Below are 23,523 nucleotides of genomic sequence, written 5' to 3'. Positions count from 1 at the left end.
GGATGTGGACGCGTTTTTCTTTCCCATCCAGCATTCACGCGAGGAGCATCATGCGGATCATTGTCTATGGCGTCGGAGCAATTGGTGGGACGGTGGCTGCGGCCCTGGCGCTCTCGGGACAAGAGGTGATCGGCATTGCTCGCGGCGCCCACCTCAAGGCTATCCAGTCCGATGGACTGCTCCTGCGCACTCCGGAGAAGACCGAACGCGTGCATCTTCCCTGCGTATCGGACCCCACCGAGATCGACTTTCGCCCGGACGATGCCATCCTGCTGACGATGAAAACCCAGGACACGCTTGCCGCGCTGGATAGGCTGCGCGCTGCTGGCGTCATCGGGCAGGCCCTCTTCTGCGTTCAGAATGGCGTGACAAATGAGCGCCTTGCCCTGCGCTACTTTCCTGAAGTCCACGGCGTGACGGTCATGATGCCGGCTGCCATCTCGGCACCCGGCGAGGTCAGCGCCTTTTCCGTGCCGCGTCATGGCATCTTCGACGTCGGGCGCTATCCCGGCGGCAGCAATGATCACGATACCAAGCTCGCGAACGCTCTCGAGGCGGCCAATGTCGCGGCTTTTGTTTCACAGGACGTGATGCGGAGCAAGTACGGAAAGCTGCTTCTCAACCTGAGCAACATCCTGCAGGCGGCGTTCGGCTTGGATGCCGATTACCGGCATCTGGAAGCGCTGCTCCGGGCTGAGGCGGAGGCCACCTACAAGGCGGCCGGCGTCGCGTGGCTGGATGTGGGTGCAGCCGACGCTCGCAGGGCACAATTGATGAACCAGAAGCCGATCGCCGGAATCGACCGCCTGGGCAGCTCGACGACGCAGAGCCTTACGCGCGGCGGCGGTTCGATCGAGACGGATTACCTCAACGGCGAGATCGTGCTGCTGGCTCGGCTTTACGGCGTACCGGCCCCTGCGAATACCTACTTCGCGGAACTGGGAGCCCGTATGGCGCGGGAAGGGCTCAAGCCCGGAGCGGTCTCGGTTGCCCAGGCCGAGGCGGAGCTGCAGGTCCTTGGTGCAATGTCGGGGTGATAACCTATCAGCCGAGCGTGAAGGCTTCGTGCACGGCCGACTGGATCGATCCTCCCAGAACCGCACCGCCTCCGGCCACATAGATCCAGTCTCCGATCACCGTGGCTCCGACCGCGTGCCGTGGCGTCGGCATCGGCGCGTGGTGCTGCCAAGTATCGGCGGCGGGATCGTAGCTTTCCATCTGCCCGAACACCTTGGCTTGGATCGGTCTTCCCTGCTCAATGCGCCCCGCCTCGCCGCCCATGGCGAACAGCCGGCTGCGATAGACCACCAGCCCATGCCCCGAACGGGACGTCGGGAGCGGCGCCCGCTCCTCCCACGTATCCTTGGCCGGCAGATACACGTGATGCAGGTTGGTGTTGTACTCGAAGGTGTTGAAGCGTCCGCCGACGACGTGGATGACACCGTTATGCGAGACGCAGCCCACATGATCCCGCGCGCCGGGCAAGGCTTTCGCCTGCGTCCAGCGATCGGCCTGCGGATCGTAGATCTCGTGCCAGCCGACACTGGCCCTCTCGGCAACTGGTAGGGAGGCGCCGCCGATCAGATGGATCCTGCCATCGAGCACGACGGCGGCCGCAGCACCGCGGGGCCGTGGCAGCGGCGCAATCGGCGACCACCGATCCGCCGCTGAATCGTAGACATAGGCGTTGTGGTCGGGATTGCGATTCTGCTCAATGAAGCCGCCGAGGGCAAAGACGCGTCCGGCATCGGTCGCGACGGCCACATGATTGGCGCCGCGCGGCAGCGGAGCGGCTTTGAACCATCGATCCGAAGCCGGGTCGTAGACGTGGTGATAGGCACGGTCGACCCGCCCCTCCCCATAGCCGCCGATGATATGCATGCGATCGTTCAAAACCGTGGCCCAGGCCATCTCGCTGCGCGGAATGGGCAATGCCGCACGGGAGACCCATCGTCCCTGCGGGCCGGCCGGAGCCGGGCTGTCGATCACGCGCTGCGCCTCCTGCTCGGGCGTCAGATGATGCGGCACCCCTCCCTGCAGGCGGGCATACGGCTCCGGAGAGGGTGCAGCCTCGGGCAGCGGCGCGCCATGCCCTGCATGCTGGGCGGACACGCGGGAGGCTCCCAGAACGGTCAGTCCTGCGAGTGCGATGAAGTGGCGGCGATCCATGCCCGACCTCGCGAAATGTCTCCCGCAGATACTTGCGAAGGGCCACCGCCATGACAAGCGAGCACATCGCATATCCGATCAAGTTTCTGAGACCGGAGCCGGAGATTTTGCACCTGCACCGTACGATGAAGCCCATTGACTCGCGCCTGTGCAGCTTCGAGCCTGACCGGACGAAGAAACGAAGCACCGGAGGCAAGACGCCATGAACCTGTCAGTACTGCTCCGCCAACGACGCGAGGCAGGCCGCCCCGTCCGGGTGGCACTTATCGGCGCCGGCAAGTTCGGCTCTATGTTTCTTGCCCAGGTGCCGACCATCGCAGGGTTCGAGGTTGCCATGATCGCCGACCTCGATCCGGACCGTGCGCGCGAGGCCTGCCGGACCGTGGGTTGGGATGAGGAGAGGATTGCAGGCACGCGCTTCTCCGCCGACGGAACGGAGGCCAGCTCTGCGGGCGATGTGGAGGTGGTGATCGAAGCAACCGGTCATCCCGAAGCGGGAATCAGGCATGCACTGGCGGCCATCGAGGCCGGCCGGCACATCGTCATGGTCAATGTGGAGGCGGACGTATTGGCAGGCCCCCTCCTCGCCGAAAAGGCACGAGAGCGCGGGATCGTCTACTCGATGGCCTATGGCGACCAGCCGGCACTCGTGTCCGAGATGGTGGACTGGGCCCGTGCTGCAGGATTCACGGTCGCTGCAGCGGGCAAGGGAACGAAATACCTTCCCGCCTATCATACAGTCACCCCAGACGAGGTCTGGACGCATTACGGCCTGACGCCGGAGCAGGCAAAAGCAGCAGGCATGAATCCGCAGATGTTCAATTCCTTCCTCGACGGCACCAAATCCGCCATTGAGATGGCTGCCATCGCGAATGCCTGCGACCTCGACGTACCGGAAGAGGGATTGCTCTTCCCGCCTTGCGGCGTCGACGATCTCGCGCATATCCTGCGCCCGCGTGCCGTCGGCGGCCAACTCGACCGTGATGGCATGGTGGAGGTGGTGTCCTCGCTCGAACGCGACGGCAGGCCGGTATTCCGGGATCTGCGCTGGGGCGTCTATGTGGTGCTGAAAGCTCCCAACGATTATGCGGCAGCCTGCTTCAAGCAGTACGGTCTTCCCACGGATCCAACGGGCCGCTATGCGGCCATGTACAAGCCCTTTCATCTGATCGGGCTCGAATTGTCGATCTCGGTCCTGAGCGCTGCCCTGCGCGGCGAACCGACGGGCTCCTGCCGATCATGGCGCGGCGATGCGGTTGCGGTTGCGAAGCGTGATTTGAAGACAGGAGAAAGCCTCGATGGCGAGGGCGGCTATACCGTCTATGGGCGGCTGGCCCCTGCGGCTCGCAGCAAGGCTCGACGCATGCTGCCTGTAGGCCTTGCGCACGGTGTCCGCCTGACTCGAGATGTCGCCGCAGGTTCTGAGGTCACGGAAGATGACGTGGATCTGGACCCCAGCCGGTTGGCCGTTCAAATCAGGCGAGAGATGTGCAGCCGCTATGGCAGTCATGAACATGGAACCGACCCGCAGGTCAGACCATGAGCGGACTCCTGGCCCTCACCCATAGAGATGCCGGACAAGCACCCTATCTTCCGACGACCACCGATGATGGAGCTTTGCATGGATTACCGCAACTTAGGCCGCTCTGGCCTCAAGGTCTCGCCGATCTGCCTTGGAACAATGATGTTCGGTGGCCCAACGGACGAAGCACTCTCTGGGCGCATCATCGCAAAGGCGCACGAAGCGGGTGTGAACTTCATCGACACGGCCGACGTCTACAACGAAGGCCGGTCCGAAGAGATCACCGGACGTGTGGTCAACTCTCATCGCTCCCATTGGGTGCTCGCCACCAAGGTCGCCAACCCGACCGGGCAAGGCCCTAACGAGCGCGGCCTCTCGCGGCGGCGCATCATGGAGGCCGCGGAGGCGAGCCTGCGACGCCTCGGGACGGAATGGATCGACATTTACTACGTCCACAAGGAGGATCATGCGACGCCTCTGCCGGAGACGGTGCGCGCCATGGGAGATCTCGTGCGTCAAGGCAAGATCAGGTATTTCGGCGTCTCGAACCATCGGGCGTGGCGCGTGACCGAGATCTGCCGCCTCTGCGACGATCTTGGCATCGATCGCCCGGTGGTGAGCCAGCCCTATTACAACGCCATGAACCGGATGCCTGAGGTCGAGCACCTGCCGGCCTGTGATTACTATGGCCTCGGCGTCGTGCCCTATTCTCCCCTCGCCCGGGGCGTCCTCACGGGCAAGTACAGCCCCGACGCTCCACCGCCGGAGGCGAGCCGGGCCGGCCGGCAGGACAGCCGGATGATGCAGACCGAATGGCGTCCGGAATCCCTCAAGATCGCACAGGATATCAAGCGCCACGCCGAGGCTCGTGGAATCACCGCAGGCCAGTTCGCGGTGGGGTGGGTCCTGAACAATCGCTTCGTCACGTCCGTGATCGCGGGTCCGCGCACGGAGGAACAGTGGGACGATTACCTGAAATCCCTCGACTATCGCTTCACGGTCGAGGACGAAGAGCTCGTCGACAGCCTCGTCGCAACCGGGCATCCCTCCACGCCCGGATACAACGACCCCGCCTATCCAGTTGAAGGACGGTCTGTACGGACATCTATATCCGACTAGATCGTCGTTCGGCACGGGTCTTGAGCGAAAGATCCGGAGCATACCGGGCCAGCTCATGAAGCGGGGTATATTGCATTCATGCAAGGCAAACACTGCGAACAGATCCATTGCCTTGCATGAATGGAGAGATCAGGTTCTTGGCACACGGACCACCGGGGTCCTGGAGACAAAACCATGATCGATACCCGCCTTGCTCCCTATGGTGCTTTCGCCCTGCGTGCGGCCCTTGGCATCATGTTCATCGCCCATGCCTATCTGAAGATCGCCGTGTTCACGGTTCCAGGCTTTGCGGGCTTTCTCACGCAGGTCGGCTTTCCGGCATCCCTGGCGTGGCCGATCATCCTCGCCGAACTGATCGGCGGCGTTGCGATCCTGCTGGGCTTCTACGGCCGCGCGGTGTCGGTCGTGCTCCTGCCGGTTCTTTTGGGCGCTCTCCTCGTGCATGCTCCCAACGGCTGGGTGTTCAATGCTCCCAATGGCGGCTGGGAATATCCGGCCTTTCTGGCCCTTGTAGCTTTTGCTCATGTCTTGATCGGCGATGGTGCGTTCGCCGTGAAGCCCTTTACCTTCGGTCTCGGCTCGGCCGCTCCGCTCCGCCCCCGAGTCGGTTAACGTTTGGGCGGAAACCCGGAGCGGCCGTGCACGATCCGCGCGGCCGCTCATTCCTTTGCCGGATGAGCAGCTTCAGGCACGCGCCCGCCATGCCGAGCCACAGGACCCCACACCATCAGGTCTCCATGCTGGCCAGTTCGCCCTTCAACCAATCGTGGAAGGCTGCCACCGCCCGCGTCCGCGGGAGCGTTCCGGAGGTGACGAACCAATAGGCGATGCCAGTGGAATAGCGGTCCGGAAACGGTGCCGACAGGCGTCCGAAGGACATGGCATCTCCGGCCAGGGTTTCCCACGCCAGGAAAACGCCCTGCCCTGCGACGGCCGCATCCAGGCAGAGCGACGCATCGGAAAAGACCGGCCCGCCGCCCAGGATCGACTCGTCGAGACCATTCGGACCGAGCCACGCATCCCAGCCGAACATGGGCGTCGGTTCTCGGATGATAGGTACGGTGGCCAGATCCGCCGGCTTTCGCAGGCGTTCGGCGAGCCGCGGACTGCAGACGGGGAAGATCAGCTGGTCGATCAGCCGCTCCGCCTTCACGTGAGGCCAGTTGCCCCAGCCGACCCGGATGCAGACGTCCACATCGGACGTGTCCGGATCGACCAGCGCCACATCCGCATCGATGCGGATCCGGATATCTGGAAAAAGGTCGTGGAACCGCTGCAGGCGCCAAACCAGCCACTTGCTCGCGAAGACAGGCGCGACGGATACCGTCAGCACATCGTCGCGGCGCCGTTCGGCGAGGGCCAGCCCGGCCGAAATCTCCGTAAATCCGGCACTCAGGTACTTCAGGATATCCTGGCCGAACGGGGTCGGCCTCAGGCCCTTCGGCAGGCGCTCGAACAGCGGCCGTCCGATCTGCTCCTCGGCCCTCAGGATCTGCTGGCTGACGGCCCCAATGGTCACGCCGAGTTCGTCGGCAGCCGCCCGCAACGTGCCCAGCCGCCCTGCCGCCTCGACGGCCCGCAGCCCGTTGAGATGGAAGCGGCTCAAGTTCCTCATATAGTTTTTCTATAATCCTCTGCAGATAAATTCCATCCCCTTCAGGCAAAGAGGTAAGGCATCATGCAGAGATGGCAAACCTCCTCATCTTCGCAAAGCGGCTTCTCGGCGGCTATTCCCGGAGGCAGGACCTCGACGATTGCAGCGATGATCCTTTGTCGCATCCGGCCCTGCAGCGCATGACCCCTGAGCAGTTGGCAGATCTGCCGTTCGACCGAGGCCGGGCCTCGGTGGAACGTGGCCCCACCCTGACTGGAAGACCGGTCGCGTCAGCCGGCCGGGAAGCTTGCGGCGGTTGACACGGAAAGGAAGATCCATGGCAGCTCCTCTCAGCTTCCTTTGTCGAAGCGGCGTCCTTGAGCTTCCACAAGACGGGTCATCTTGCGCAGATCCTGCTCTCCCAGTTCCATGGCCGCATCCAGCCAGATATCGACGATATCCCGCAATTCCTCGTAGGTGAGCGGATTGATGCGCCGTTTGGACCGGTACATGGCCTTATGGGCATTATGCTTGCGCCTGTTGCGGGCAATATAGTCCCTGACTGCGTTCTCACCCTGGCCGTCATCCGCGAGAATGTCGACGACGCCGAGCCGATGCAGTTCCTCCGCCGTATAGACCGTGCCGCTCATGATGAGCTTCTCGGCCGCGGCTGTGCCGATCTTGCGGGAGAGGAAGCTGTACGCTCCCATTCCCGGGAAGAGGTTGAACAGAACCTCCGGCAGACCCATCTTGGCGCTTTTTTCCGCGATGAGGACATCGAAGGAGAGCGCGCATTCGAACCCGCCGCCGAGCGCATCACCTTGAACCAGCGCGATCGTGATCACGGGTGTGTGGAATGCCATGGCATTCCCATAGACCACGTCGATGCAGGCATAGGCGTACTCCCGCAGGCCCTCACGATCCCGGCGGCGGATGCAATCCGCGAAATAAGCCAAATTCCCGCCGAAATTATAAACGCCAGGCGTCTGGGATCCCGCGACAAAGTACTCGAGGTGCTGATGCTGCTCGCGGTTTCCCTCCTCCATGATCACGCGAACGGATTCTTGTACGCACATCATGTCCTGGAGCAGTTCCATCGTGATCATCGGGTGCCGGCTCGACCGCATGGCTGCCCAATAGATCCTCTGCTCAAAGTCGATCTTGACGTCGATATGGGGCAGGAGAAGGTTTGTCGCACTGCCACCCGATGGCGCCGGATTCGGCTTCTGGGACGGACGTACAGGAGGCGAAGCGACCTCGTAATCGACATTTTGGGCCTCGTCGCGGACAGGGCCAGCGACTTTGGCCGAGGGGGTCGGCATCAACACTCTCCATCATAGAGAAATTTGGACACGGCGAGCGTCATCTCGCCGAGGTTGAGGACGCCGTGGTTACGACAGGCGTCCTTTCCTATGGATAATGATCGATTAACGACGGCCTGTGTAGCCGCCCGTGCCGTTTGGTAAGTATCTTGGTTAATGGTAGGAGCCTTGTCGGCGCTTTTGAACTCGACCGGCGAGGTTATTCTGTGTTTGTCGTGCTGAAGCGATAACCCTGGATTAACCAATACCTGAAGAAGCCAGCATCGACCGCCACATGACCCAACGTTATTGTGGTATAAATTGCTCGTTCAGTGTGAGCTCAGCGTAGTCTAGTCAGTGAAATGACGATCAACTACGGGTTTGCTGCCCCTGGATCAGCCTACCGGCCTCGGCAGAGGATTGAGAACCAAGCAAGCGCGAGTACAGATCCCATGGCCGACCGAATGACCACCATCAAACAGATCGTCCCTTGAATCGATAGGGAATCATATTCAGGGATAGACCTATCTCATTGGCCAGGGATGCCGGGGGGCAAGACATGGCGCGCATTCTGATCGTCGATGACAGAAGCACGAACCGCAACATCTTCTCTCGCTTGGCGCAAGCGATCGAGGAAGGTGCGGAGGTACACGCGTCCGCGTCGCCCGATGAGGCCCTTGCCTGGCTCGGTGGGAACTGCCCCGACTTGATCATCACCGACTTCCGAATGCCGGGCATGGACGGTGCCGAGTTCACCAGGCGGGCCAGGAACAGCGTCAATGGTGCCGATGTCCCGATCATTGTCATCACGGCCTACGACGACAGAGCCTTCCGGCTTCAGGCTCTCGAGGCGGGCGCGACGGACTTCCTCAGATCGCCGGTCGACCATTATGAATTCACGACACGGGCACGCAATCTTCTCAAGCTGCAAAGGCAGCAGCAGTTCATCAAAAGTCGCGCATTGGCCCTTGAGCAGCAACTTCGCATCAGCGAGCGGTCTCAAGAGGAACTGGTTCGCAGCAGCCGGGAGGCACTGACGCAGGTCATCGACACCGTTCCGGCAATGATCAGCGCAACTGACGAAGAGAACCGCATCCTGTTCGTCAACGCCTACTTTGCCGAATTCGCCAACATGTCTCCCGAATCCCTCCTGGGACGGCCCCTGCATGCCGTGCTTCGAAGCGACAATGTGGGACATGGCGAACGTATTCACAAAGCCATTCTGGGGAAGCAGCGGGCATCTTCCAGCTTCGAGGAGCGGATCCCTGACGGCAACGGCTCCGAGCGGGCCTTCCTGACGACCAAAACGTCCCTGCGTGAACTGACAGGCGGTGTGACGGGTGTTCTCACCACATCGATCGACATCACCGAGAGGAAACAAGCGGAGAATACACTCCGGCATATCGGCTTGCATGACACTCTGACCGATCTGCCCAACCGCAGGATGCTCTACGAAAGAGTTCAGCAGGAGATCGACAGTGAGCGAGGTCAGTTCGCGTTGTTCCTGATCGATCTCGACCGGTTCAAGTCGGTCAATGATGCCCTTGGCCATGCGGGCGGCGACCGCATCCTTCAGCAGGTGACAGGTCGCCTCGTCGGCTGTGTGCCCAGCACCCATCTCATCGCAAGGATGTCCGGTGACGAGTTTGTGGTGTTGCAGACGAATATCAATGCCGCACAGGATGCCGAAGAGCTCGCGCGACAGATCATAGACAGCCTGTCGGCTCCGTTCCTTCTGGATGGGAATGAGCTGCGGCTCGGTTGTACCATCGGGATAGCCATGTCTCCGGGCGATGGACGGGACGTGGAGAAGCTCCTCAGATACGCCGATCTGGCGATGTATCAAGCCAAGGCCGAAGGAAGGAACACGGTCCGCTTCTACTCCCAGGAGATGGAAAGCATCTCGTTGAACACCATCAGCCTGGAAGCGGATCTTCTGAAGGCCATCTCGCAGGAGCAGTTCGTTCTGCACTACCAGCCTCAGGTCGATCTGGCCACGGGAGCGATCGTGGGGGCGGAGGCCCTCCTGCGTTGGATCAGACCCGATTTCGGCATCACGTCGCCTCATGTCTTCATCGATATCGCCGAGGAGACGGGCCTGATCAATGAGATCGGTGCCTGGGTTCTTAGAAAAGCCTGCGCCCAGGCAGCGTCATGGCACGCCCTGGGACATGCCCCGTTGCAGATCGCCGTGAACCTGTCGCCGGTGCAATTCCTGCGCCAAGACATCGTCCAACTCGTTGCGGAGACCCTGCAGGCAACCGGTCTGAGGCCGGAATACCTCGAGCTCGAGCTCACCGAAGGCAGCCTTCTCAAGGATGTCGAAAGAACCAAACTGATCCTGCGCGAGCTCAAGAAGCTGGGGGTTCGGATCGCGATCGACGATTTCGGTGTGGGCTACTCCTCGCTCAGCTATCTGAAAAACTTCGAGGTCGATACGTTGAAAATCGACCGTTCGTTCGTGTCCAGCCTCTCGGACGGGACCCGTGACGAAGCCATCGTCAGGGCCATCATTTCGATGGCGGAGAGCCTCGAACTGAAAGTCGTCGCAGAGGGCGTCGAGACGCAATCTCAGCTTGCCTGCCTGCTCAACCATTCCTGCGACGAGGCACAAGGCTATCTGTTCAGTCGGCCGGTGCCGTCGGACATATTCGCCGGACTGCTCAAGGAACGTCCGAGCTATCTGCTCCCGAATCCGGACATCCCTCTCCGGAAGGCGCGCGCTCGGTGATTGCGAACCTCCTGGCCCGGTTCAGAAACAGTCCCGATCGTGAACATGAGATGAGCCTCAATCGGCTCATCTTCTTGAGCCTGATCGTGACTTATACCTTTTGGATCAATCCTTCCGTACCGCGGGTGGCGCTGATCAGCGGCACGGTGTTCGCGCTCGTTTCCGCCGGGATCGTGGTCCATATGCTGGTCCGGCCCGGCCAATCGACAATCCGACGCATCGTCGCCATCGTGTGCGACCTCGCGACCGTGTCGTTCCAGCTGCGCTATGTCGGGGAGACCTCGTCGGTCCTCTTCCTGTTGTACCTTTGGATCACCTTCGGAAACGGATTCCGCTTCGGAGTCCGCTTCCTGTACATCGCCATGACGGTCTCGGCGGTTTGCTTCATGGTCGTCATTTACACGACGCCGCGGTGGCACGATGACATCTACCTCTCGGCAACCTTATTGCTGAGCCTCATCGTGCTTCCGCTCTATGCGAGCACGCTGATCCGAAAGCTCTCCAACGCGAAGGCGCAGGCGGAGGCCGCCTATCGCGCGAAGACGCTTTTCCTCGCCAGCGTCAGCCATGAGCTCAGAACCCCGCTCAACGCGATCATCGGCCTTTCCAGCCTGATGGCCGGGACAAATCTCGACGCCGAGCAGCGTGGGATCATCCGCACGATCGGCTCGGCAGGCGATACCCTGCTCCGGCAGATCAACAGCATCCTGAACCTGTCCCGCATCGAGGCGGGCCAGATGCCCCTGGAAAAGGTCGACTTCGATCTGTTGGAGGTGCTTTCCACCGCTCGGGCGATGATGCTTGCCCAGGCGCAGCAGAAGGGTCTCCGCCTGACGATCCACGTCGCGCCCGGGACACCTTCATACATTCATGGCTCGTCCCACCACCTCGAGGAGATCCTCCTCAATCTTCTCGGCAACGCGGTCAAGTTCACCGACAGCGGGTACGTCACGCTGGACGCCCGGCCGTCGAATACCGACAAGGGGCTTTTCATTCGCTTCGCCGTGTCCGACACCGGCATCGGCATTGCCCCTCAGGCGATCGGCAGAATTTTCGAAAGCTTCACACAGGCGGACGAAACCATCATCAATCGCTACGGTGGAACCGGCCTGGGCCTCTCCATCTGCAGGCAGCTGATCACCGCCATGGGAGGCACGATCGGCGTCGACAGCGAGGAAGGCCACGGCAGCTCCTTCTGGTTCACCCTCCCGGTCAGCATTCCCGACCAGATGAACCCAGTCCAGACCTTGCCGAACGGGTTTCAGCCCCTTCTGGTTTGTTCGAGCCCGGATCTCGCGAGCGGCATCGCATCACGGCTTGGCCGCGCGGACCAACTCCCCATCGTGAGAACGCTGGCAGACGCAAAAGAACATGCAGAACGGCACAGTTCCCGAGAGTGGCTCGTATTCTACTACAGCGACTTGCCTGAGGATTCCCTCGCGGACGAGATCGGGTCCGCGGAGCTGACGGCCAATCCGGTGTTGATCCGCTCGAAACCATCGGAGATCGCATCGAACGCGAGGCTGATCCGGCTATCCAGCAGCGTGCTCCCGCTTGAATTCTCCGAGGAGGATGCAAGAGTCGCTTCCATGGCCGCGGCAGCGCAGACGTCACTGGCGCAATCGATCTGGCGCGGGCCGAGCGATATCGTGCTTCCCACCGCGTCCAGGCGCCTTTCGATCCTTGTCGCAGACGACAATTCGACCAACCGTCTGGTGATCACGAAGATCCTGGAGCGTGGCGGGCACACCACGCGATGCGTCACGAATGGCGAGGATGCGCTCGACGCCCTTGAGACAGAGAGATTCGACCTCGTCATCATGGACATCAATATGCCCGTGATGACCGGCTTGGAGGCAACGAAACTCTTCCGGTTTACGGAGCCCCATGGCACCCGTATGCCCATTATTGCGCTGACAGCCGATGCAACGCCGGAGGTTGTTGCTCGAACTGTCGAGGCAGGTATGGATGCATGCCTGACAAAGCCCGTTCAGCCGGCGGTCCTTCTCAGGATCGTTGACGAGAGCGTCGGCTCCTCCACCGACAGCTTGCCGGCTACAAGCAGCGGGAACCCTAAAGGATCCCTGACTGACCATACATCCCTGATCGACGAATCGGTTCTCACGGAACTTGAGCAACTGGGAGGCAGAGATTTTGTGACGAACCTCGTGGAGGAGTTCTTTTCGGACGCCCATCATCTCGTCGGTGAACTGCGCGCTGCGGCAGCGTCAGGCGACTCCCACAGGTTCCGCCTTGAGGCCCACGGATTGCAGAGCGCCTCAGCGAATGTCGGAGCTCGGATGGTGCATGAGATTTGCATTAGTTGGCGAAAGATCACGAGCGCCGACCTCATGCGCACCGGAACAGAACAGGTTGAGCACCTGGCGCTGGAGCTTGAACGCACCCACAAGACGCTCAATCAATACTTTCTCGTCAGAGGTCGTGATACAAAGACCCCCAGCATTGTTCAATGACGCTGCCGCCATCAAGAATGTTGGCATTGAGATTCAAAGCTCGATACGGCGGGAGAAGAAGAGTTCGTCCAGCAAGATTCCTTCTTTCGGCTGGAGCGGCTTGGTCATGCGGTGATTGTCGCAGATCTTGGCTAACCCGACGTCGGAGATCTGAAACTCAGCCGCGACTTTGGTCATCGGCCGCCTCCAGACGAGATCGTAAAGGGTACCCCCAGGACAGCAGCCCGTCGGCAGGGACGGATACGTCCGCGCTCCGCCCCGTCCTGCGAAAAGGCGGCAGACCGCGCCGCTGATCCGGTCCGCCTGCTCCCCGCTCATCGGCTCAGGGATCGCGAGCACCCATTCCATCGTCGCCACCGCGAGCTTCGCGACGTGTCGCACCAGCGACGAGGATCGCTCCCGGCCCGTCCCAGGTCAGACCGACAGGCATGTGCGACACCCATGCGTGACAGGGATGTGCAGCCGTGAGGCGCGCTTCGCCCCCAATCGGGAGAAAAGCTTTCGGTTTCAGGAACTTAGCATGGGATAGCTGGGGCGCCAGGATTCTAAGCTAAGCAGTAACCACCAGCTAAGTCATTGAAGCTGCGTACCTTCCTGCTGCACGGAATATGCGTGTGTAGCACCTTTGTGCGACACCCCGCAAGGCCGATGCCGCGCGGCTTCTCCGGTTCGATTGAGCCTCATGTTTCCGCGTCAGGGGGTGAGTTGATCTCAGCCGCTTCGGACCAGCCCGCATTTGACCCAGGGTGACCATAAAACGGCCGCGGATGTCGCTGATGGCGTTCCGCCTCATATCCAGCCCGACAGGGAGGCAGAGTCCTTTGAGCGCCGGCTTCATCACCACCGCGATCATCCTGGTCGTCGGTTATGTCATCCTCTCCAAGGTCATTGGCCTTGCCTTTCGCCTCGTCATCCCCGTGGTCCTGATCCTGGTCTTGGGTGGTGCCGGCGCCCTCTCGGGCCTCCTGCCGGATCACGCACCGGAGCGTTATCCAGAAGATCAATCGGTGCCGTATACCCGAGCACAGGAGCATCCCGGCGACATTGGCGACCTCCGCCTGCGCGATCTTGCCGACATGGCGGTGGGTGCCGCCCGATCTGTCCTACAGGGGATGCTGACCCTTCTCGATGGTACCGCCGGGCATGGCGCCAAGCCGGAACCGCGCTGGGTCGACCAGCGGCAGCCCCGGCATGGCGAGGTCTATGAGGCACCATCCGATTTCGACGATGTCCCGCACCACGGGGGAGGACGGCGGGGCTGGTAGGCGTCTTCCGATAGGCCTCCTCTTCGACCAAACCTTGCCCGGACGGCTAGAAAAGTGCGGTGGATGGATCAAGCCCCCGGTTGGAGCGGGATCCCTGCATAGGCCGCCTCGAGGATTGCCTGGTAATCCGCCTCGCTGGCCGGACGAGGATTGGTCGCGGAGGAGTGATCCTCAGTCGCGCTTTTTGCGATCAGGGCAAAGCTGTCTCGCGGCACCCCCATCTCAGCCAGCGTTGCCGGCATGCCGAGCCGCGAGTTGAGACTGCGGACATAATCCGCCAGATCCACGCCATCGTTGTGGCCCAACCGGTGGCGGATCGTAGCGTATTTTGCCTCGGCATGGCTCCTGTTGAACTCAAGCACGTAGGGCAGCAGCACCGCATTGAGGGTGCCATGATGCAGCGACACCTGCTTCAGACCTCCGAGAGGATGCGAGAGGGCATGGACGGCGCCCAGGCCCTTCTGAAACGTCAGGCCTCCCTCAAGCGCGGCCATCATCATCTCATGCCGGGCCGTGCGATCCGACCCCTGGGCCACCGCCCGTCCGATATTGCCGACGGCACGAACCAGACCGTCGAGCGCAATGGCCTCTGCCGGTGGGTTGAAGCGTGGGCTGAGGAAGGTCTCGATGCAATGGGTGATCGCGTCCATTCCGGTCGCCGCCGTCAAGGACGGGGGCAGCCCAAGCGTGAGATCCGGATCGCAGATGGCGCGCTTCGGGATGAGATGGGGAGAGATAAATCCGAGCTTTCGGCCGTCCTCCAAGGTGATCAGGGCCGCCCGCCCGACCTCGCTGCCTGTCCCGGCCGTGGTTGGAATGGCGATGAGCGGGGCCACGGCCGCGGAGATCTTAGGAATTCCGCCTAAAATCGCCGCATACTGCTCCAAGGGTCCATCGTGGGTCGACAGAAGAGCCACACCCTTGGCCAGATCAATCGGGGAGCCGCCCCCGATGGCAATCAGGCCATCGCAGCCATGAGAACGGTAGAGATCCAGCGCAGCCATCACTGCGCCCTCCGTAGGATTCGTGGGCGTATCGGCGAAGACCGGAATGTGCTGCCCTGCAGAGAGAACATCTATCAGGCGATCGACTAGGCCGACGCGCGCGATTCCCGCATCGGTGACAATGAGGGGTGTCCTGATCCCAAGCTCCCGCATATCGTTGCCGACGTCCGACAGGGCGCCAGCCTGGAACCGAATGGTGGTCAAATAGGAGATCAAAGACATCCCTGCTCCTCCGTCCCGGTTGCGTTGGGTGCGTCCGCAAGCAACATTCTGCCGCAGCGCCCCTGCTTCAGGTCCAGCATCACGCGAAAGCGCCTACCAGATCAATCCACTTTGGTTCGAGGCGACATTTCACGTGGAGCTACTTGAATCCCTCTCAATGTCCCAACATCGGCGTTAGGTTGCACCTGTATCTGCTGGCCGAACGCCGCGACCGATCCGGCAATTCTCCATGTGAGCTGCCTGACGCCCTCGGCAGCGGCCGAGGTCCTCTGGTAGAGTTTGCTTGGCTACACCTATTCAAGCACTATGTTTCGAATCCTGCCGAGCATCCGCTCAACACCCCAGAGAGAACAGCGGCATGCCGATCACCGATGCTTTTGCCCCTCATCTGTTCAACGGCCAAACCGCTTTGATCACGGGCGGCACAAGCGGAATCGGGCTTGCCTGCGCTAAGGCCTTCCGAGACCTAGGTGCCAACGTCACGGCGACGGGAGCGAGTGAGGCCGAGCGGATGCGGGCGGCAGGCGACGAGGCCAATGCAGGGATCTCGTTTGCGATTCTCGACGTCCGTGACGGTCCGTCGATTGTCCACCTGCTCACGCAGTTCAACCGCCTGGACATCCTGATCAACGCCGCGGGCGTCATTCGCCGCGACCTGGAGCACGACCCAGAGGTCTTCGCAGACGTCATCTCAGTCAACCTGACCGGCGCCATGCGGGTCTGCTCCGCCGCGAAGGCAAGGCTGTGCGAAACCAGGGGCTCCGTGGTCAATGTCGCGTCCATGCTCACCTTCTTCGGCGGCCCCCGGGTTCCGGCCTACAGCGCTTCGAAGGGTGGCGTCGGTCAATTGACCAAGAGCCTCGCCGCCGCATGGGCGGCCGACGGCATCCGCGTCAATGCCGTTGCACCGGGCTGGATTGCGACGCCTCTCACGCAGGCTCTGCAGGATGACCCGGAGCGCAGCGCCCCGATTCTGTCCCGCACTCCCATGGGCCGCTGGGGCGCACCGGAGGAAGTGGCCGGAGGCGCCGTCTTCCTGGCCTCGCCCGCGGCTCGGTTCGTGACAGGCGCCATCCTGGCCATCGATGGCGGCTATCTGACTGTTTGACCACAACTCGCCTCAGAGGAGCAGATCCCATGTCCAGCCCAGAGCCCACCTCCCCCGGCACCCCCATGAACGACAAGTGGGTGCCCTACCGGCATCCGCAGCCGAAAGACTCCCCGCCCGAGCTCGTGATTCCGAACGCCATCCCGAACGACGAACGGATCTGGGTTCCTGTGGAGGAGAATGTATGGTTCCGACCGCTGCTGCTTGCGGCCTCACGCGGGTACTGGATGAACCTGCTGCGGGTTCGGAAGTCGGGCGTGCTCTCACGCCATCGCCATCCCCAACCGGTGCATGCCTTCGTGCTGAAGGGAGAATGGCGGTACCTGGAGCATGACTGGATTGCCACCGAGGGCTCCTATGCCTACGAGGCCCCCGGCGAGACGCATACGCTGGTCGTCGATCCGCACGTCGAGGAGATGATCACCCTGTTCCAGGTGAACGGAGCCATGATCTACGTCGATCCGGACGGCAATGCGACCGGCTTCGACGACGTCTTCACGCGAATCGAGAAGTGCCGGGCGCATTATGCGAAGAACGGACTCGGAGCCGACTACATCGATCAGTTCATCCGTTGACGGCAATTTGTGCAGGTTGCGATCACCTGATCGTCAGCCCTGCCGTGGCATTGCAGTCTTTCTGGAGCGCAGCGCCATGAGCAGCACCGGCGCGAGCCAGATGAGCAGCGTTGCGACCCCGAGCGCACCTGAGATCGGCCGCTCGAAGAAGGCAAGATAGCTGCCATCCGATTTGATCATGGACGTCACGAAATTCTCCTCAAGCATCGGGCCGAGCACGATGCCGAGGATGCAGGGAGCGACGGGAATATCGTTCTCCTCCATCAGAAAACCGAGCACGCCGAACACCAGCATCACGGCCACACCGAAGGCGGAGTTGTTGATCGCAAAGGCCCCCACAATGCAGAACATGAGAATGCACGGCATCAGGATCTCGCGTGGAATGCGCAGAATGGTCCGGGCACCTTTGATGGCGGCCCACCCCAAGGGCAGCATCACCAGGTTGGCGAGGATGAAGATGATGAAGACCGCATAGATGTACTCGGGATTGTTCAGAAAGATCGTCGGACCCGGGTTCATGTTCTTCAGGTAGAGCACGCCGATGACAATGGCCGTGATGCTGTCGCCAGGGATGCCGAAGACGAGCGCCGGAACCCAGGCGCCTGCAAGTGCGGCATTGTTCGAGGATGTACTCTCGATGATTCCTTCTACGTGCCCTTTTCCGAACTTCTCGGGAGTGCGGGACATTTTCTTGCTGACCGCGTAACTGACCCAGGCTGCGATGTCGGCCCCCGCCCCCGGCAGCGCGCCGATGATCGTACCCAGCACATTGCCGCGCAGCTGCTGCGGCCAGTACTGCACCATCATCCGCCCCCAGCCTCGAAAGAGATTACCAATCACGGCCTGCGGCACGGTCTGGACGCTATGGGAGATGGCAAACCGAAAGACCTCGGACACGGCGAACAGGCCAATCATCGCCGCAATGAAGTTCACGCCTCCGGTGAGCTCGGCGTTTCCGAAGGTGAAGCGGGGCACGCCGGCTGGATTGTTCAGCCCGATGGTCGAAACAAACAGGCCGATGAACAGGCTCACGAGCCCCTTCACCGGCGTTCCTGTCCCGATGAACACCGCACAGGTCAACCCGAGCAGTGCCATCCAAAAATACTCGAAGGAGCTGAACTGCAAGGCGACCTCGGCGAGAGCCGGGGCGGACAGGATCAGCACGAATGTGCCGAATAATCCTCCAATGGCCGAGAAGAGCAGGTTAGCGCCAAGGGCGATCTCCCCCTCACCGTTGCGAGTCATCATGTAGGCTTCGTCTGTGTAGGCCGCCGACGCGGGCGTTCCCGGGATGCGCAGCAGCGTGCCGGGGATGTCGCCGGCGAAGATGGCCATGGCAGAGCAGGTCACCATGGCGCCCACCGCCGGAACAGGATCCATGAAGAAGGTCACTGGCACCAGGAGCGCGATCGCCATCGTGGCAGTCAGGCCGGGAATTGCGCCGACCACGAGCCCGAACAGGGCTGCAAGAAAGATGGTCACCAGCACCGCCGGCTGGAACACGAGGCCGAAAGCAGTCTGGATTGCACTCATGACATCATCAGGGTCAGGGCCCAAGGAGCCCGAGTGGAAGGGGGACGCGCAGCAATCCAACAAAGGTCTGCTGAATCAGGACGGTTGCGGCGACCGCCACGGCCGCTGCTATCCACCAGCGGACCCCCATCATCAGCAGAAACACCAGCAGGATAGCGATGGATGTCGGGACGAAACCGAGTGCCGGCGCAGCCACGATATAGGCCAGGATCAAGGCGAAGATCACGACAAGCCTGACCCAAGCATGGTGGGTCTGAGCCCAATCGCTCCAGGCCACAGCACCCTCCCAGTGCCGAAAGCCCGAGGCAATCAGCACGACGCCGCAGCCTGCAAGCCCCATGGCGACGAGCACCGGAAAGACGGCCGCACCGTACTCCTGTCCTGGAATGGCCGGAAGTGTCCTCGCATAGGCGAACATCGCGATCGCGAACGCGAGGAGCACGGCTCCGATGATGGCATCGTTGATGCGCATCGAGGTCGGCCGGACTACTTCGCCAACCCAACCTTTTTCATGACCGCCCCGAGGTCCTCATCACTCTTCTTCCAGAACGCGAGGAACTCCTCGCCCGCCGCGAACTTCACGCCGAAGCCGCGCTGGCTCATGAAGTCGTTGTACTCCTTGCCCTTGTAGATCTTGTCCAGGGCGTCAGCGAGCCGCTTCGTGACATCCGCAGGCATGTCCTTCGGCCCGACGATGCCGCGCCACGCGCCGATAGCCCACTGGCTGCCGGTCTGCTCCGCAAGCGTGGGAACGTTCGGGAAGGTCGGATTGCGCTCGGGGTTCATGATGGCAATGCTCTTTACGCGGCCGGCATCGATGAGAGAGCGCGCCTCCGGGAGCGAGCAGGGAATGATCTCGACACCGCCTGCGACGAGATCCTGAAGTCCGGGCGCGGCCCCCTGGCTTGGCACCCAGCGGACAGTGCTGGGATCGATTTTGGCGCTGTCGAGCATGCCGGCGATTGCCAGGTGCCAGATGCCACCCTGTCCTGTCCCCGACGCCTTGAACTTGCCTGGGTTTTTCTTGATATCCTCCAGCAGATCGTTGACGGTCTTGTAAGGTGCGTCGGCGCGCACCTGAACGCCTGCCGGATCAAGATTCATCAAAGCGATCGGCGTGTAGTCCTTGTAATCGCGCTGGGTAAGCCCCTGCCAATGCAACATGCCGATCTCGACCGTCGCCAGCCCCAGGGTGTAGCCATCCGGCGCGGCCGCCGCGATAGCTTCATGTCCTACGACACCGCTACCCCCGGTTCTGTTGACGACGTTGACTGGCTGGCCAAGCTCCTTCTCGAGCAGGGAGCCGATGATGCGGGCGGTTGCATCCGTGCCGCCGCCGGCAGCCCAGGGAACGATGATGGTGATCGGTCGCTCAGGATAGGCGGCCCACGCATACCCGGCAACCGAGACCAGCGAAACGGCAGCAACGGCCAGTGTCTTCAGGAAACCACGACGCAGCATTCTTTCCTCCCGATGCGCCGGCTCCTCGTTTTCCTGGAGCCGGTCTTTGGCTTAGGTTGAGTCACGAAAACAGTATTGGCAAGCCTTACATGCCTTCCACTTCACGATTACCTGATGTCCTGTGGCATCTCCCTGCAAAAATCCTATCGGACAAGAAGCGCGCTCCCGTACAGCCCGAAACCGAAGACGATGTGGCCGGCAATGTTTAGCACCCTGATCTGTTTGGCGTTGGACCGTCTCGAGGCGGCAATGCCCGCTCCCATGCCGGGCTGGAGCAGAAACCATCCGGCTCCCACGGTAATGATGCCCACGGCGAGTGCCGGAGCCAAAGTTGGCGCTGATGCCCAGTCCTGGCGCGTGAACACCAGGAGGGCACCGGCATAGACGATGCCGATAGCATAGTGACCAATCCAGCCGACCGCACGCTCGAAAGGATAGGCCTGCGCGAGCGTGATATCGTTGTGGAAGACTTTGGCTTTGGTCAGGTGGCAGAACCAGCGTCCCACCAGCCCCCAGTTCGGCGCAGGCACCTTAAAGAACCGCTGCAGGAGCAGAGCCCAGAGATCGAGCAGCGCCGTTGCGCCAACTCCGATGAGGACTGCTCGGCTGAGAAATTCAATCATCTGTTCAGGTTCCCTCCTGCTATCTGCTCGAACACAGAGCGCCTTTAGGGCATGTACTGGCCGCCATTCACCTCCATCACCTGCCCTGTGACGTAGCCGCTGAGCCGGTCAGAGGCGAGATAAAGAAAGGCGCCGATGCAATCCTCTGGTGTGCCGAGACGATCCATGGGAATGGTGGCCTGCATGGCAGCAAGCTGCTCCGGAGTCGAATAGCGTTCGTGGAACGGGGTCATAATGACGCCGGGTGAAACTGCGTTGACCCGGATGCCGTCCTTGACCAGTTCCTTGGCCCAACCCCGCGTGGCTACTGAGATGAACCCCTTGGCCGCGGCATAGATGACCGAGCCCGGCCCTCCGCCGTGTCGGGCTGCAATCGACGACACATTGATGATGGAGCCGCCGCCCTGCGCCCTCATGTGCGAAACGCCCTCGCGAACGAAGCGCACGACCTGCTCGACGTTCAGTGCAAGAACGGCATTCACGTACTCGTCCGAGTAATCCTTGATCGGCGTCCGCCCAACGAGGCCGCCGGCATTGTTGACGAGAACGTCGAGCCGGCCGAAATGCTCAACAGTCTTGGCCACGACCCGCGCCGCTGCCTCGGGTTCGGTGACGTCCGCTTGAACCAGGAACGCCTCCCCGCCAGCTGCCCTTACCTCTTCGGCAACCTGCCGAGCCGGATCTTCGCTGGCATTGAAATGGATCGCCACGCGCGCCTTGTTGTGGCCGAACGCGACTGCGGCCGCTGCTCCGATACCGGTGCTCGCGCCGGTGATGAGGATGACCTTTCCACCAAGGTCGGGAATGGCGGGATAGATTTCAGGAGCGGTCACTACGGGAACTCCGATCACGAGTTAAGAAAGGAAAGGCCGACAGGCTTCTGTAGCGAGGGGAGCTCACTTCAGAAACTCCGGCGAGACAAGACTGGGCACGAAGAGTGCGACCTGCGGCCAGACGATGAGGAGAGCCAAGACTAGGAACATCGGGACGAGCATGATCATAGTATCCTTGAGCGCCTGCCGCATCCGAATCCCGGCGACCGAGCATGCAATCATCAGGCAGAGGCCATAGGGTGGCGTGACCAGTCCAAAGGCAAGCGACACGATGCCGATCATGGCGAAGTGAACTGGGTCGAGGCCGGCGGAGCGCGCCAGCGGCTCCAGGATCGTTCCCACAATAATGATGGCGGGAATGGCATCGAGAAAGCACCCGACGACGAGAAACACGAATGCAATGAAGAAGCCGGTTCCAATCGGCCCAAGCTCCCAGGCCGAAACACCAGACAAGATGGCCTTAGGGATCTGGTAATATGCAAGCAACCAGCCAAAGGCGCTCGCCGTGCCGACACAGAAAAGCGTTATCCCGGCGAACTTGCCCGTGTCCACGAGCGCTTCCCGGAACGCTGAAGAGTCCATTTCCCGATAGATAAAAATGGACAGGAAGCCGGCGTAAAGCACCGCGATGCAGGCCGACTCCGTCGCCGTAAACCAGCCGAAGATCTTCCCACCGATGATGATGATTGGCGTCATCAAGGCAGGAACCGAAGCCAGTATGGACTTGAAGAAGGTCCTCCAGCTGTCACGCGGATAGGTCGGGTAGCCCTTGAGAGTTGCATAGGCATGGACCGTCGCCATCTGGGCGAGAGCGATCAGCAGACCGGGTATCACTCCCGCGAGGAAGAGCGCGCCGATGGAAACCGTCAACACACCGCCCCAGACGATCATCAGGATCGACGGCGGGATGATAACGGCCAGAACCGCTGAGACGGCAGTGATCGCGACGGAGAACGAGTCATCGTAGCCTTCCCGGCGCTGAGCCTCGATAAAGATCTTCGACTGGCTTGCTGCGTCCGCAGTCGAAGAGCCCGAAATGCCCGCAAAGAAGAAGGAAAGCACCACGTTGATCTGCGCCAATCCTCCGGGGAAGTGCCCGACCATGGACCGGGACAGCTTCATAAGCCTCTCCGTGATGCCGCCGACATTCATCAGGTTCGCAGTCAGCAGGAAGAATGGGACGGCCAGAAGGATGAAGGAGTTGTACGCGTTGAAGGTCTCCTGCACGAGGGTCATGGCGGAAAGCCGAGGCTCAATAATCAGGATCGGCAGACAGGCCAGCGCCAATGCGAAAGCAATCGGAACGCGGAGCAACATCAATCCGAAGAAGATGCCGAACAGGACGAGTGCCGCTTGGCCGGGGGAAAGCATAGCGCCGGTCATCAGAGGGCCCCCTCCGGGGTCGGGATAGGGTCTGCCGGCGGCAGAGTTCCCCGGCCGAGCAGCACATTCAGTTCATCCCACATCTGCTCGCCAAGAAAGACAAGCCAAGTGATACCGGTGATCGGCCAAGCAATATGGATGACCCAGAGCGGCAGTTCGGCCAGTTCGGAGATCCGGTACCACGCAAATTGCGTGAACTCGATGCCGGACCAAATGAAAACGAGCGCAACGATGAGCACGCAGACTCGGGCGATCAACCGCACGGCGGCCTCTGGACGCGGCGACAGCCGTGGCCAGACATCAACTTCGAAATGAGAGCTCTCGCGGACGCCGATCATAGCGCCTATCATTACCGTCCAGACCAGCAGGAAACGCGCCATTTCCTCGGTCCAGATGTAATGCGGGATGACCGAGGTGAAGCGTGAAAAGACCTGCAATGTAACTGGAATGACCAGGACCGCAGTGGAAATCGCCACGAGCCAGGACAAAAACAGGCTGTACCACGCGGTAATTCTACGCCACGTGCTGCGCCGTTCGGGCATTGGTATTGCCATATGCTCCTCAATCCTTGAGAAGGCACGGTCAGGGATTGCTCCCTGACCGTGT

22 protein-coding genes are annotated in these 23,523 nt (G+C 61.5%); 10 read left to right on the top strand and 12 right to left on the bottom strand.

The genetic code is table 11. From position 1 onward, the window contains the following. Positions 1-50 precede the first annotated feature (50 nt). The gene (locus tag KHP60_RS12205; protein WP_213564446.1) at positions 51-1,037 is read left to right on the top strand and encodes a ketopantoate reductase family protein; all 987 of its coding nucleotides are present in this window, start codon (positions 51-53) and stop codon (positions 1,035-1,037) included. A 7-nt stretch (positions 1,038-1,044) separates the two neighbouring features. On the opposite strand, the gene KHP60_RS12200 is transcribed toward KHP60_RS12205, so the two are convergent. Beyond that, a complete protein-coding gene (locus tag KHP60_RS12200) occupies positions 1,045-2,169 on the bottom strand; it encodes a kelch repeat-containing protein (RefSeq protein ID WP_213564444.1) in 1,125 nt (374 codons plus the stop codon). Between the two features lie 202 nt (positions 2,170-2,371). On the opposite strand from KHP60_RS12200, the gene KHP60_RS12195 reads away from it, so the two are divergent. The 3 genes from KHP60_RS12195 (at position 2,372) to KHP60_RS12185 (ending at position 5,422) form a co-directional block, all read left to right on the top strand. Continuing rightward, entirely contained in the window at positions 2,372-3,712 is a 1,341-nt protein-coding gene (locus KHP60_RS12195) for an NAD(P)H-dependent oxidoreductase (RefSeq protein WP_213564443.1), read from the top strand. A gap of 78 nt (positions 3,713-3,790) precedes the next feature. After that, complete coding sequence (locus tag KHP60_RS12190; protein WP_213564442.1) at positions 3,791-4,810, top strand: aldo/keto reductase; 1,020 nt, start codon at positions 3,791-3,793, stop codon at positions 4,808-4,810. Positions 4,811-4,984: 174 nt separating this feature from the next. Beyond that, positions 4,985-5,422 carry a DoxX family protein gene (locus tag KHP60_RS12185; RefSeq protein ID WP_213564440.1) on the top strand — a complete coding sequence of 146 codons (438 nt, stop codon included), beginning with the start codon at positions 4,985-4,987 and terminating at the stop codon, positions 5,420-5,422. Positions 5,423-5,537: 115 nt separating this feature from the next. Here the strand turns inward: KHP60_RS12185 and KHP60_RS12180 are convergent, their stop codons facing one another. Beyond that, on the bottom strand, positions 5,538-6,425 hold the full coding sequence (locus KHP60_RS12180; protein ID WP_213564438.1) for a LysR substrate-binding domain-containing protein: 888 nt from the start codon (positions 6,423-6,425) through the stop codon (positions 5,538-5,540). A 71-nt stretch (positions 6,426-6,496) separates the two neighbouring features. Between KHP60_RS12180 and KHP60_RS12175 the strand changes: the two genes are divergently transcribed. Beyond that, the gene (locus KHP60_RS12175; RefSeq protein WP_213564437.1) at positions 6,497-6,724 is read left to right on the top strand and encodes a hypothetical protein; all 228 of its coding nucleotides are present in this window, start codon (positions 6,497-6,499) and stop codon (positions 6,722-6,724) included. A gap of 30 nt (positions 6,725-6,754) precedes the next feature. Here the strand turns inward: KHP60_RS12175 and KHP60_RS12170 are convergent, their stop codons facing one another. Beyond that, positions 6,755-7,726: a crotonase/enoyl-CoA hydratase family protein gene (locus tag KHP60_RS12170; RefSeq protein ID WP_213564436.1), complete on the bottom strand. Its 972-nt coding sequence runs from the start codon at positions 7,724-7,726 to the stop codon at positions 6,755-6,757. Between the two features lie 538 nt (positions 7,727-8,264). On the opposite strand from KHP60_RS12170, the gene KHP60_RS12165 reads away from it, so the two are divergent. Both KHP60_RS12165 and KHP60_RS12160 read left to right on the top strand, forming a co-directional pair. Then, positions 8,265-10,436 carry a bifunctional diguanylate cyclase/phosphodiesterase gene (locus KHP60_RS12165; protein ID WP_213564429.1) on the top strand — a complete coding sequence of 724 codons (2,172 nt, stop codon included), beginning with the start codon at positions 8,265-8,267 and terminating at the stop codon, positions 10,434-10,436. Positions 10,437-10,522: 86 nt separating this feature from the next. Then, complete coding sequence (locus KHP60_RS12160) at positions 10,523-12,910, top strand: hybrid sensor histidine kinase/response regulator (protein WP_213564427.1); 2,388 nt, start codon at positions 10,523-10,525, stop codon at positions 12,908-12,910. A gap of 33 nt (positions 12,911-12,943) precedes the next feature. On the opposite strand, the gene KHP60_RS12155 is transcribed toward KHP60_RS12160, so the two are convergent. Next, on the bottom strand, positions 12,944-13,291 hold the full coding sequence (locus KHP60_RS12155) for a hypothetical protein (RefSeq protein WP_213564425.1): 348 nt from the start codon (positions 13,289-13,291) through the stop codon (positions 12,944-12,946). A 440-nt stretch (positions 13,292-13,731) separates the two neighbouring features. Here KHP60_RS12155 and KHP60_RS12150 point away from each other — a divergent pair, with 440 nt between their 5' ends. Further along, positions 13,732-14,175: a hypothetical protein gene (locus KHP60_RS12150; RefSeq protein ID WP_213564424.1), complete on the top strand. Its 444-nt coding sequence runs from the start codon at positions 13,732-13,734 to the stop codon at positions 14,173-14,175. A gap of 68 nt (positions 14,176-14,243) precedes the next feature. On the opposite strand, the gene KHP60_RS12145 is transcribed toward KHP60_RS12150, so the two are convergent. Beyond that, positions 14,244-15,401: an iron-containing alcohol dehydrogenase gene (locus KHP60_RS12145; protein WP_213564423.1), complete on the bottom strand. Its 1,158-nt coding sequence runs from the start codon at positions 15,399-15,401 to the stop codon at positions 14,244-14,246. A 358-nt stretch (positions 15,402-15,759) separates the two neighbouring features. On the opposite strand from KHP60_RS12145, the gene KHP60_RS12140 reads away from it, so the two are divergent. Both KHP60_RS12140 and KHP60_RS12135 read left to right on the top strand, forming a co-directional pair. Further along, entirely contained in the window at positions 15,760-16,509 is a 750-nt protein-coding gene (locus tag KHP60_RS12140) for an SDR family NAD(P)-dependent oxidoreductase (RefSeq protein ID WP_213564422.1), read from the top strand. Positions 16,510-16,538: 29 nt separating this feature from the next. Continuing rightward, entirely contained in the window at positions 16,539-17,084 is a 546-nt protein-coding gene (locus tag KHP60_RS12135) for a 2,4'-dihydroxyacetophenone dioxygenase family protein (RefSeq protein ID WP_213564420.1), read from the top strand. Positions 17,085-17,117: 33 nt separating this feature from the next. Here the strand turns inward: KHP60_RS12135 and KHP60_RS12130 are convergent, their stop codons facing one another. The 7 genes from KHP60_RS12130 to KHP60_RS12100 all read right to left on the bottom strand — a co-directional run bounded on the left by KHP60_RS12130 (position 17,118) and on the right by KHP60_RS12100 (position 23,459). Beyond that, positions 17,118-18,617: a tripartite tricarboxylate transporter permease gene (locus tag KHP60_RS12130; protein WP_213564418.1), complete on the bottom strand. Its 1,500-nt coding sequence runs from the start codon at positions 18,615-18,617 to the stop codon at positions 17,118-17,120. Positions 18,618-18,630: 13 nt separating this feature from the next. Beyond that, positions 18,631-19,089, bottom strand: coding sequence for a tripartite tricarboxylate transporter TctB family protein (locus KHP60_RS12125; protein WP_213564416.1), 459 nt, complete (start codon positions 19,087-19,089; stop codon positions 18,631-18,633). A gap of 14 nt (positions 19,090-19,103) precedes the next feature. Next, a complete protein-coding gene (locus KHP60_RS12120; RefSeq protein ID WP_213564414.1) occupies positions 19,104-20,078 on the bottom strand; it encodes a tripartite tricarboxylate transporter substrate binding protein in 975 nt (324 codons plus the stop codon). A 143-nt stretch (positions 20,079-20,221) separates the two neighbouring features. Then, positions 20,222-20,701: a DUF2938 domain-containing protein gene (locus KHP60_RS12115; RefSeq protein ID WP_213564413.1), complete on the bottom strand. Its 480-nt coding sequence runs from the start codon at positions 20,699-20,701 to the stop codon at positions 20,222-20,224. 44 nt (positions 20,702-20,745) lie between these two features. Then, the gene (locus KHP60_RS12110) at positions 20,746-21,534 is read right to left on the bottom strand and encodes an SDR family NAD(P)-dependent oxidoreductase (RefSeq protein ID WP_213564412.1); all 789 of its coding nucleotides are present in this window, start codon (positions 21,532-21,534) and stop codon (positions 20,746-20,748) included. A 63-nt stretch (positions 21,535-21,597) separates the two neighbouring features. Beyond that, a complete protein-coding gene (locus KHP60_RS12105) occupies positions 21,598-22,917 on the bottom strand; it encodes a TRAP transporter large permease (RefSeq protein ID WP_213564411.1) in 1,320 nt (439 codons plus the stop codon). Then, positions 22,917-23,459, bottom strand: a complete 543-nt coding sequence (locus KHP60_RS12100) for a TRAP transporter small permease (RefSeq protein WP_213564410.1) — start codon at positions 23,457-23,459, stop codon at positions 22,917-22,919. Before KHP60_RS12100 ends, KHP60_RS12105 begins: the two co-directional genes overlap by 1 nt. Positions 23,460-23,523 lie beyond the last annotated feature (64 nt).

Source organism: Microvirga sp. 3-52, from assembly GCF_018383585.1.
GTDB lineage: Bacteria > Pseudomonadota > Alphaproteobacteria > Rhizobiales > Beijerinckiaceae > Microvirga.
Note: the sequence above shows the minus strand (reverse complement) of the source record. Positions and strands in the feature narration are given on the sequence as shown.